The organism is Syntrophales bacterium (assembly GCA_030655775.1).
Lineage (GTDB): Bacteria > Desulfobacterota > Syntrophia > Syntrophales > JADFWA01 > JAUSPI01.
Window position 1 is genome coordinate 1 of the sequence record JAUSPI010000147.1, and the last position, 9160, is coordinate 9160.

Annotated in this window: 10 protein-coding genes; 6 read left to right on the plus strand and 4 right to left on the minus strand. The window is 42.6% G+C overall.

Features of this window, described 5'->3' with window-relative positions; translation table 11 throughout:
- Window positions 1–203 precede the first annotated feature (203 nt).
- The 3 genes from Q7J27_07675 to Q7J27_07685 are packed head-to-tail and all read left to right on the plus strand — an operon-like array spanning window position 204 to window position 2904.
- Complete coding sequence (locus tag Q7J27_07675) at window positions 204–1220, plus strand: glycosyltransferase (protein MDO9529021.1); 1017 nt, start codon at window positions 204–206, stop codon at window positions 1218–1220.
- Window positions 1221–1269: 49 nt separating this feature from the next.
- Window positions 1270–1932 (plus strand): class I SAM-dependent methyltransferase, encoded by a 663-nt coding sequence (locus tag Q7J27_07680; GenBank protein MDO9529022.1) that lies wholly within the window; start codon window positions 1270–1272, stop codon window positions 1930–1932.
- Between the two features lie 21 nt (window positions 1933–1953).
- The gene (locus tag Q7J27_07685; GenBank protein ID MDO9529023.1) at window positions 1954–2904 is read left to right on the plus strand and encodes a lysylphosphatidylglycerol synthase transmembrane domain-containing protein; all 951 of its coding nucleotides are present in this window, start codon (window positions 1954–1956) and stop codon (window positions 2902–2904) included.
- Between the two features lie 73 nt (window positions 2905–2977).
- Here the strand turns inward: Q7J27_07685 and Q7J27_07690 are convergent, their stop codons facing one another.
- A complete protein-coding gene (locus Q7J27_07690) occupies window positions 2978–3745 on the minus strand; it encodes a glycosyltransferase family 2 protein (protein MDO9529024.1) in 768 nt (255 codons plus the stop codon).
- Between the two features lie 9 nt (window positions 3746–3754).
- A complete protein-coding gene (locus tag Q7J27_07695; GenBank protein MDO9529025.1) occupies window positions 3755–5056 on the minus strand; it encodes a 3-deoxy-D-manno-octulosonic acid transferase in 1302 nt (433 codons plus the stop codon).
- A gap of 88 nt (window positions 5057–5144) precedes the next feature.
- Between Q7J27_07695 and Q7J27_07700 the strand changes: the two genes are divergently transcribed.
- The 3 genes from Q7J27_07700 to Q7J27_07710 all read left to right on the plus strand — a co-directional run bounded on the left by Q7J27_07700 (window position 5145) and on the right by Q7J27_07710 (window position 7206).
- Entirely contained in the window at window positions 5145–5885 is a 741-nt protein-coding gene (locus Q7J27_07700; GenBank protein MDO9529026.1) for a hypothetical protein, read from the plus strand.
- A gap of 141 nt (window positions 5886–6026) precedes the next feature.
- A complete protein-coding gene (gene rpe / locus Q7J27_07705) occupies window positions 6027–6683 on the plus strand; it encodes a ribulose-phosphate 3-epimerase (GenBank protein MDO9529027.1) in 657 nt (218 codons plus the stop codon).
- Between the two features lie 4 nt (window positions 6684–6687).
- Window positions 6688–7206, plus strand: coding sequence for an NYN domain-containing protein (locus Q7J27_07710; protein ID MDO9529028.1), 519 nt, complete (start codon window positions 6688–6690; stop codon window positions 7204–7206).
- Here Q7J27_07710 and holA read toward each other — a convergent pair.
- Together holA and rpsU are read right to left on the minus strand one after the other, a co-directional pair.
- Window positions 7201–8565 carry a DNA polymerase III subunit delta gene (holA, locus tag Q7J27_07715; protein ID MDO9529029.1) on the minus strand — a complete coding sequence of 455 codons (1365 nt, stop codon included), beginning with the start codon at window positions 8563–8565 and terminating at the stop codon, window positions 7201–7203. The genes Q7J27_07710 and holA overlap by 6 nt on opposite strands.
- 146 nt (window positions 8566–8711) lie before the next feature.
- Window positions 8712–8903: a 30S ribosomal protein S21 gene (rpsU, locus tag Q7J27_07720; protein MDO9529030.1), complete on the minus strand. Its 192-nt coding sequence runs from the start codon at window positions 8901–8903 to the stop codon at window positions 8712–8714.
- Window positions 8904–9160 lie beyond the last annotated feature (257 nt).

The window sequence follows — 9160 nt, forward strand, 5'->3', positions numbered from 1 at the left end:
CGCCTTTATTTCTGATGTCATGGCAACGATTGAAAACGAACAGTCTGATGATAAAGAATTGAAATTTGCTGCTTAGAAAATACTTGAGAAATATATTGTAGGAGTCACTTTGAAAAATTCAACTAAAAAATTGACAAGCTCGAATCTGCCATGGACTATTGGGCAGATGTCTCTAATTATAATTGTACTGAGGTGTCTTGCAATTGGCCCATAAATTTATATGTTCAGTTTGTATAGCAAACTATAATGGAATAGATGTTGTTGGATCTTGCATAAAATCAGTATTAGATCAGGATATTAATCTTCCCTATGAAGTCATCATACATGATGATGCATCTACAGATGAATCTGTTTCCTTTATCAAAAAACACTATCCTGAAATCAAACTGATAGAGAGTCCAGTGAACGTGGGTTTTTGTGTCAGTAATAATCGCATGGCAAACCAGGCACATGGTGATTTTTTGTTAATCCTCAATAATGATGCTGTCCTTCATAAAGATGCTTTAAGAACACTTTACAACTATTCGAGCAAGCAAACAGTCCCTAGAATAATCGGACTACCTCAATATGATATCCAAACAGGCAAGCTTATAGATATTGGCTGTTTTCTCGATCCTTTTCTCAATCCAATACCAAACTTAAACAAAAAAGAACAGAAAGTGGCTACAATAATAGGTGCATGCCTTTGGGTACATAGAAGCTTATGGTATGAGATTGGCGGTTTCCCAGAAATGCTCCATACATTGACTGAAGACATTTTTCTTTGCAGTGTAGCGAGAATAAAAGGATATTCTGTTGTAGCCTTAGCTGAATCAGGTTTTGATCACTGGATCGGTTACAATTTATCTGGGCGCAGATTGAAAAAGGGTGGGCTACATACAACTTTTTACAGGCGCTCGTTAACTGAAAGGAATAAATCATTCGTAATGTTCATCTGTTATCCCTCGCCAGCAATTTACATCGTTTTCCCGATACATATCTTACTTCTGATAATAGAAGGAATGTTATTATCCTTTATGAAAAAAGATCTGAAAATATGGTCTAAGATCTACTACTCCTGCATTAAATCTTTATGGGAAGAACGCAAGCGTTTGCTATCCATGCGCTCTGAAATACAATCGCAGAGACGGATTAGTTGCCGGGAATTTTTTTCTGTCTTCACCTTTCTTCCACACAAATTAAAGATGCTGTTAAAATATGGACTTCCGAAATTGGATTAAACTAAATCTGTGGCATATTGACATTGATAATGTGAAAAGGGGAATATCTGTGATCAAGTCGTTTTATAAAAAGATATATGAGAGATTGAAATATACAACTCTTTTTGGAAGAGGCCAGCTTATAAAGTATCTTGAACAAGAGATTGTCCTGGACTGTAGCTCATTGCTGGATTTAGGCTGTGGCTCTGACTCACCAATCTCAAGATTTTCTTCAAAAATACCCTACCGCGTGGGTGTTGATATATTTGATAATTCTATATGGTTAAGCAAAAAGAACAATATACACAATGAATATATTAAGATAGATATACTTGATGTTGAAAATGAATTTAAGGAAAACTCTTTCGATTGTGTCATTGCCATTGATTTAATAGAGCACCTTTCGAAAGAAGATGGCCTGAAGTTGCTGAGAATAATGGAGAAAATATCGAAGAAAAAAGTTGTTATTTCTACACCAAACGGTTTTGTTCCCCAGAATGAATATGACGGAAATAGATATCAGGTACATCTGTCAGGGTGGTCGTACGAAGAGATGGTAAAGATGGGCTTCCGCATAATCGGCATTGGTGGTTGGAAGATTTTAAGAGGTGAACGTGGAGAAATAGTTTGGCGGCCCAAAATTTTATGGTTCCTCATCTCAAGGTTCACCCACTTTTATACAAGAAATCATCCTGAGCATGCCTTCAGCATTCTGTGTATAAAAAATTTGTAGGGCACTTGAGTTTATAATAAAATGAAAAATAGACGAATCTGGTTGATTGTTGCAACAGGAGCTTTTGTCGTTCTAATAGCTGTCTATATTAATTCTCAGCGGCACCTTCTTGAATATTTAAAGAATGTGAATTTGTCTACTGTTGCTTACCTGATGGTGATTATGATTTTATTCCAAATAACAAATGGACTTATATTAAAAGAGATCGCGTCCAAATTTAATATAAGGTTGATCAGCAAAGAGTGGTTTGGCCTCCCCTTTGTTACTGCAATGGGAAATTATATAACACCTTTTTCCGGTGGTATGATTGCCCGGGCATCATACCTGAAGTACCGCCATAGTTTTCCTTATGCGCGGTTTGTTTCGGTTCTTGGGGCAAGCTACCTGATATATTTCTGGGTTGCCGGAATTGCAGGTATTATCACCTTAATGCTGCCATTTGAAAGATCTATGCTCTATTGGGAATTGATACTTTTTTTTGCAGGAGTAGTTCTGGTCATTTCATCTCTTGCCATGCTCCCCACTATAAAGATCCCCGGCAATAATTGGGTGGCTGTATCTTTGAATAATGCCATTGACGGATGGACCCTCATAAAGAGAGACTCACTCCTATTGGTTAAGCTTGCATTGTATACACTTGCGAATATCCTTCTAACTGGTCTCACTTTCTGGTTGGCATTTGTTGCACTGTCTGATTCTTCTTTATCTTTTGGGACAATTTTTTTGATCAGCTTGTTCTCCAGTTTTTCTATCTTGCTAAAGATAACTCCCGGGAACCTTGGCATTTCAGAAGCTATCATAACTCTTAGCTCAGGAATTTTGGGGGTTGGCGCTGGCCTTGGTTTACTGGCGTCTTTGCTCATCAGGGCGGTTTCCCTGATTCCGATCTTTGCCTTGGGCCCGATCTTCAGCTTTGTGCTCACCCGTGAATTGACGGCCCATCGTTCAAATAACAAATCAAAAACGGTTTAACTGCTGTTGATTTCTGTTTTTGAGACTGAAAGGATAGAATTAATGACGGGTCTTGAAAAACATATTATTGTGATTACGAGTTTTTATATCGGTCATATTCGGGAAATATCTTTGATTTAGTGATTTTCATCTTCGCTAGGCGAAATATCAGGGCTGTAAGCAAACATCCGAAACCGTACTTGATGCTTCGTGGCAGGTTAATCGATGAGGCTTCGGGAAAATACTTTGTCGGACAACTGACCTCGGCAATCGTATACCCGAACCACACAATCTGTGCAAGCATCTGATTGTCAAACACAAAATCATCGGAATTGACTTCCAGGGGCAACTGTTCCAGGAGTTCCCGTGAGAATGCCCGGTATCCTGTATGATATTCAGAAAGCTTTGCCCCTAAAAAAATGTTTCCAACAAAAGTAAGGAACCGGTTTGCGATATATTTCCAAATAGGCATGCCTCCTTCAAGGGCGTACCCCCCAAGAATTCTGGATCCCAGTACGCAGTGATAAAGATCATTTCCAATCATGGAAACCATGGCGGGAATGAGTTTTGGGGTGTACTGGTAATCCGGGTGGACCATAACAATAATATCTCCACCCTCTTCAAGTGCCAGCCTGTAACATGATTTCTGATTGGCTCCGTAGCCTAAATTACTTTGATGCGTGTAGACTTTTGTGTTCGGTAGGGTCTTTGCGATAGATGTGGTGCTATCCTGACTTGCGTCATCGACTATAATAACCAGATCAACAACTTCCTGGGCCATAACTTCCGCGTGGGTTCTTTTTAGTGTCTGCTCAGCATTATAAGCAGGCATAACTACGACAACTTTTTTTTGTTTATACATGTCAAACCTTCACCTGTTAGTTTCTAAAACTTTTTTTATCATCTCCGCATATCTTTTGGAGGCCCCCATGTTTGAGACAACACTTTTTCGCCCCTCTTCCCCTTTACGCAATAGTCTCTCCGGGTCTTCCAGGAGCGCACGTATTTCCTCCAGGAGTTCGTCACCGTTTCTGATGGTAATGCCTCCCCCCGCTTCCTCCAGAAGATTTTTTTCATCCATGAAGTCATCCATGGAAGGACCGTAAAATATGACCTTACCCCAGGCGGCGGGCTCGAGTATGTTCTGCCCCCCTTTTGGAACCAGACTCCCCCCGCAAAAGACAACGGTGGCCAGGCTGTATACCTTGAAGAGTTCCCCTATGATATCGATGATGATGACTCTTTCCTGTGAACGTTTCTTGCTGTTTTTTATCTCGGTCATCATGATGCAATCGGAAAATCCGGCTTCGCTTACAAGAGAACGTACCTCATTGCCCCTTTCGACGTGGCGCGGGATGATAATTAGCTTACAATCGGGATATTCTTCAAGGAGTCGTCGGTAGACAGAGAGTATTATTTCTTCTTCGGTATCGTGGGTACTCCCCGCCACGAACACCATTGATCCGGGTACTATGTTGAGCTTTCCTGAAATTTCCTGTTGTAATTTTGGATCTACCATCGCTGCAAGGCTGTCATACTTTGAATTCCCGAATACATGTACCTTAGAATGGGGTACACCGAGCGCTCTGATTCGGCCGGCATCTGTTTCGGATATTACCCCTATCTCATCGACCTGCTTCAATACCTCTTTCCAGAAGAAGCGGAATTTTATGTAGTTTTTAAAGGAACGTGGCGATATCCTCCCATTAACCATGACTATTTTAATGCCTGCTTTTTTACAGATCCGGAGGAAATTTGGCCAGAGTTCCGTTTCTACGGTGACAAATATGTCCGGTCTCACAAGTCCCAATACTCTTCTTACCACAAAGGGAATATCAAGGGGGTAGTAGATATATGATGTGGCATCGGTGGCCATCCTGTGTGCCATAGCCTGACCGGTCTCCGTACTGGTGGAAAGGATGATGCACGCGGAAGGAAAAATTTCTCTTAGAGAAGAGACAATAGGAGCGGCGGCTGTAACCTCGCCAACCGATACTGCGTGGACCCATATCCTGGGACTCCCCTCCATTGTTTTTAAAATCCCCGGCTCAATAAGACCGAATTTAGGCCCAAGACTTTTTCTGTACTTGCCTGTAAGGATCATCTTTGAGAGATAGTAGGGGAGCAGAAAAAGGCTGCTGATAAATAGAATTATGTTGTATGTTGTATACATCGGTCACCTTTGAAGTATTGACATCCATACCCTAATATAGTATCAGTTTCAATACGTTTTGTTATTAAAAAGAAAGGATTTGTCAGCAATGAGACGGATAAACAAATTTTATGCGATGATAGCTGTCCTTTCGCTCATTATGTTCATCTTTGCTGGATGCGCCAGATACGAGAGGAAGGTCGTACCTTTAAAAATGCCCACCGCCTATCCGAATGTAACTGAGGCTGCCGGGGCGCTTATAGCAACCAAGGCCTACGATGACAAAAAAGAGGCGGAAGAGGCCTTCGGATTTGACATCAGAGATGCAGGGATACTGCCTGTCCAGGTGATCTTTGATAATAAAGGTACCCACTCGATAGAGATTGTTGCAAATCAGACATTTCTGGTTGACGTAGAAAACAATCTCTGGCCTATAATCGATGCGAGACTTGCCTACGATCGAATATCGAAAAAGACCGAGCTTGGCAAAGTCGCCCCTGAAGCGACAAAATCAGGATTGCTTGCCGGTGCCGCCGGGGCAATTATCGGTGCGGCAGTCGGTATTGTAACGGGACAGAATGTTGGCGATGCCGCCATGAAGGGTGCTGCCGTTGGTGCGGCTGCGGGTATAACAATGGGGGGCGCCGGGGGATTATCAAACGAAGACGTCCGGCATGAAATAAGGGAAGATCTGCAAACAAGGGCCCTTGAGAGCCGGGCGATAAAACCAGATGAAATAGCCCATGGATTTATTTTCTTTCCCGGAGAGGCAAAAAAGGCAAAGGAGTTGAGACTTCGGATCAAAGAACTGGACTCAGGCGTGTCACACGCCCTCGTTATGGAATTCTGAGTGAAAATCCCCCCTGTCCCCCCTTTAGTAAAGGGGGGAGAAAGGTTCTCCCCTTTTTTAAAGGGGAGGAGAAAGGTTCTCCCCTGTTTAAAGGGGAGTTAGAGGGGATTTCAGGGAGAGGGAATTATAAGGAATATTGATATGAAAAAGATAGCCCCATCTATTCTATCTGCCGATTTCAGCAGACTCGGGGAAGAGATCCTGTTGGTGGAAGAGGCAGGGGCGGATTTGATTCACATAGATGTAATGGACGGTCATTTCGTTCCTAACATCACAATCGGACCTGCCATTGTATCTTCACTGAGAAAGGTTACAGATCTTCCGTTCGATGTCCACCTGATGATTGAGAACCCGGAAAGATTTATAGAAGCCTTTGCTGCAGCCGGAAGCGATATGATCACTGTCCATGTTGAGGCGGCAGATCACCTTCACAGGACGATAGCGCTAATTAAGGAGCGGGGGATCAAGGCCGGGGTATCCCTGAATCCTGCCACTCCGCTTTCACGGATTGAACAGGTTATAGAAGATGTGGATATGCTGCTGGTGATGACGGTAAATCCCGGGTTCGGCGGGCAGAAATTTATAGATAATATGCTGCCGAAAATTAAAAAGGCGCGGGAGATAATCAACTCAATCGCCCCCGGTGTTCTTCTGGAAGTGGATGGAGGTGTAACGCTCGACAATATAAAATCGATAGCGGATGCCGGCACGGATATTTTTGTGGCCGGTTCTTCCGTCTTTGGAAGCGCCGATTATCGGAAGACCATAGTTAAAATGAAAGAAATTATAAACCCTTAAGATTATGCATATAATAATTGATGGATACAATCTCATCAGGCAGTCAGATTCCCTGGGACGTTTCGAAAGTATCAGCCTGGAGAGTGGGCGCAATGAATTGATCCGGAGGGTTTTGCTCTATAAAAAATCCAGAGGGCACCGGATAACCATCGTGTTTGACGGGTGGGCGAGTGATCCGCTGACGGAGGAGCGCGACCGGGAAGGTGGAATTGATATCATATATTCCAGAAAAGGGGAAAAGGCTGATGAGGTCATAAAAAGGATGGCAAAAAAAGGGGAAGAAGAGATTGTTGTTGTTACGTCAGACAGGAGCATAGCAGATTCTATAAGCAGAAGCTGCGGTGTTGCCATATCTTCCCCGGAGTTTGAGGCTAAGATGGAACGGACATCCGAATATGATTTTGCTCCTTCAGACAGTGCCGATCAGCATAGCTGTATATTCTTGGGAACTCATAAAAAAGGGCCATCACGAAGGATTTCCAGGAAGGAAAGGGCAGTACTGAAAAGAACGAAAAAATTATAGACAGATATCCGCCAGAAGGCGCTCAAGCATAAGCTTCGGGTTTTTCCCCGTAGTTTTCAGCGCAACGTCAACATCAACGAGAGTTTCCAAATATCCTCCAAGCTCTTCGTAGGAAAACCTTTCCGAATTTTTCAGAGCATTATAAATGACGTAAGGATGCTGACCGACAAGCATAGAACCCTTGCTATACTCCTTTATGGCAGGATAAACGGTTTGCTGAAATCGATTGTAGTCCATTTCAGGATGGAATGAAGGAAGGGTTTTCGATCTGAGAAAAAGCTTTGCGTGAATGAGAAGCCGGATCTCCCTGATTATCATCGTCAGAACCATTAGATGGTGAACACCTTGATCAAGGAGCTCTTTCAGGGTCAAGAGGGCTTTCCCTATATTCTTCTCGGTCAGAGCGGAGGTTAGATCAAATATGGAGTCTTCCTTTGTTCTTCCTGTAACGTCCTGGACATCCTGTCCTGTAATAACTGGTCTGTCGCCTGTATAGGTAATCAGCTTTTCCACCGCTCCCCTGAATTGCCTGATGTTGAAGCCGGTTTTTCTTTCCAGGGCGAGAAATGCCTCCGGTGTCAGCTTTTTACCACTTCCGCCAAGGAGTTCTTCAGCAGCATCCTTCAGCAGCATCTTCTGCATCTTTTCATTCTTGACACGGGAAAAACCGAGGACAACTCCGATATCGGATATTACCTTAAAAAGCTTTTTCCTTTTGTCTACAGAATAATCGGTGGTCAGTATGAGACAGTTACCTTCTGGAAGACCGCCTGTTAAAGCGTCTACGATGGCCTGTGTATCTTCCTGGGATCGTCCTCCCTTCATGCCGCGACTGTCACAAAAATCTATCATTTTCGGCAACCACGTCTCTCTTCCTTTCCCGCTATCATTGCCAATTGTTTTACTCCACTCATCATCGGAGATATTATTCCACCCATCATCCCTCAGATCCTCAAGTGTCCAGCCGGCCGTGTTCAAAAATGATACAAAGGCCCGCGCCGCTTCTAATGGATTGTCGTCTATATTTTTAGCGATTTTTTTTACGAGGTCAGACAGGGTGTTTTTAGAATGAAAAAAACGGGAATTCCTTACCGCCACGATTTTTTTTCCGGGGATAAGGGGGGGGGTAAGGATGGATTCACGTACACTGTCAATATCTTCGCTTTCCCCATCCATATAGAAGAGATTAAGATCCCTGCTTCCTCCGGGAAGGAGTAGGTTGATTATCTTATCGAGGGCATCCTTTATCAGGTATTCTTCATCTCCATGGATAAGATAACATTGAACAGTCGTGCCTTTTTTTATATCGCGAAGGACCGTCTCCAGAGTTCTTACCGTAACACCCTTCAGAGAGCCCATTTAGTTCACCACAAAGACGCAAAGAGCGCAAAGTTTTAAAGACTACTAATGACATGGTTTGGTGTGGTTTAAGTAAACTAAAGTTGTGGAATTCGATCTTTAACTTTAGGCACTTCAAACTTTAGTTCACTTTAGTCACTCTTTTTTTAATATCTACGATTTCGTCGGGCCTTAATAAGCCTTCTGCGAGCCTCTATAGCTTTCCTTTTTTTCTTCACAGATGGTTTCTCATAAGCTCTTCGTAACTTGAGTTCCTTGAATAATCCACTCTTGGAGAGTTTATTCTTTAGGACTCTCAATGCTCTTTCTATATCGTTGTCAAATACTTTTACTTCCAAAATGTTCCATTCCTTTCATTATTATTTTTCGAAGCCTTGCATAACTGTTTTGCAACTGCATGGAGGATAAGTAACATGTACTCGTAAAAAGTCAAAAAGGTGTGCCTTGTCATGCTGAACTTGTTTCAGCATCTAACCATTTCAGCAAGTTAGAGACCCTGAATGATCCTGAAACAACTTCAGGACATGATTTTGGGTGATAAAAAAACTTTTTACGAATGCTTCAAAACTAAACGTCTTCGTGTTCCTGATAGATA

Excerpts from the sequence above, each read along its gene's own strand:
- Q7J27_07685 (MDO9529023.1), top strand. The coding sequence starts at position 1,954 with ATGAAAAATAGACGAATCTGGTTGATTGTTGCAACAGGAGCTTTTGTC.
- Q7J27_07690 (MDO9529024.1), bottom strand. The coding sequence starts at position 3,745 with ATGTATAAACAAAAAAAAGTTGTCGTAGTTATGCCTGCTTATAATGCT.
- Q7J27_07695 (MDO9529025.1), bottom strand. The coding sequence starts at position 5,056 with ATGTATACAACATACAACATAATTCTATTTATCAGCAGCCTTTTTCTG.
- Q7J27_07700 (MDO9529026.1), top strand. The coding sequence starts at position 5,145 with ATGAGACGGATAAACAAATTTTATGCGATGATAGCTGTCCTTTCGCTC.
- rpe (MDO9529027.1), top strand. The coding sequence starts at position 6,027 with ATGAAAAAGATAGCCCCATCTATTCTATCTGCCGATTTCAGCAGACTC.
- Q7J27_07710 (MDO9529028.1), top strand. The coding sequence starts at position 6,688 with ATGCATATAATAATTGATGGATACAATCTCATCAGGCAGTCAGATTCC.
- holA (MDO9529029.1), bottom strand. The coding sequence starts at position 8,565 with ATGGGCTCTCTGAAGGGTGTTACGGTAAGAACTCTGGAGACGGTCCTT.